The organism is Blautia sp. JLR.GB0024 (assembly GCF_037000545.1).
GTDB classification, from domain to species: Bacteria; Bacillota; Clostridia; order Lachnospirales; family Lachnospiraceae; genus Blautia; species Blautia celeris.
This window is the reverse complement of record NZ_JBANBF010000055.1, coordinates 1-379: the sequence shown is the minus strand read 5'-3', so window position 1 is coordinate 379 and position 379 is coordinate 1. Positions and strand designations below refer to the sequence as shown.

Genomic DNA, 379 nt, shown 5'->3' with positions numbered 1-379 from the left:
AGATACAGCGAATTGAGAAACAAAAACCAAGCAACAACCCAAGCCGTCAGGTACCAACGCTATGGTATCTGGTAAGGCCAAGCAAGAAAGAGCGCAGGGTGGATGCCTTGGCACTAAGAGCCGATGAAAGACGTGATAAGCTGCGAAAAGCTTCGGGGAGGAGCAAATATCCTATGAGCCGGAGATATCTGAATGGGGAAACCCACATGAGCAAACCTCATGTATCCATACGCCAATCCATAACGTATGGAAGGGAACCGGGGGAACTGAAACATCTAAGTACCCCGAGGAGAAGAAAGAAAACTCGATTTCCTAAGTAGCGGCGAGCGAACGGGAAAGAGCCTAAACCGTCATGCGTGCATGGCGGGGTTCGGACTGC

Annotated in this window: 1 rRNA gene; it reads left to right on the top strand. The window is 50.4% G+C overall.

Going from position 1 to position 379, the window contains the following annotated elements:
• Positions 1–75: 75 nt before the first annotated feature.
• Positions 76–379 (top strand): 23S ribosomal RNA (locus tag V8Q34_RS27400); the annotation flags it as partial.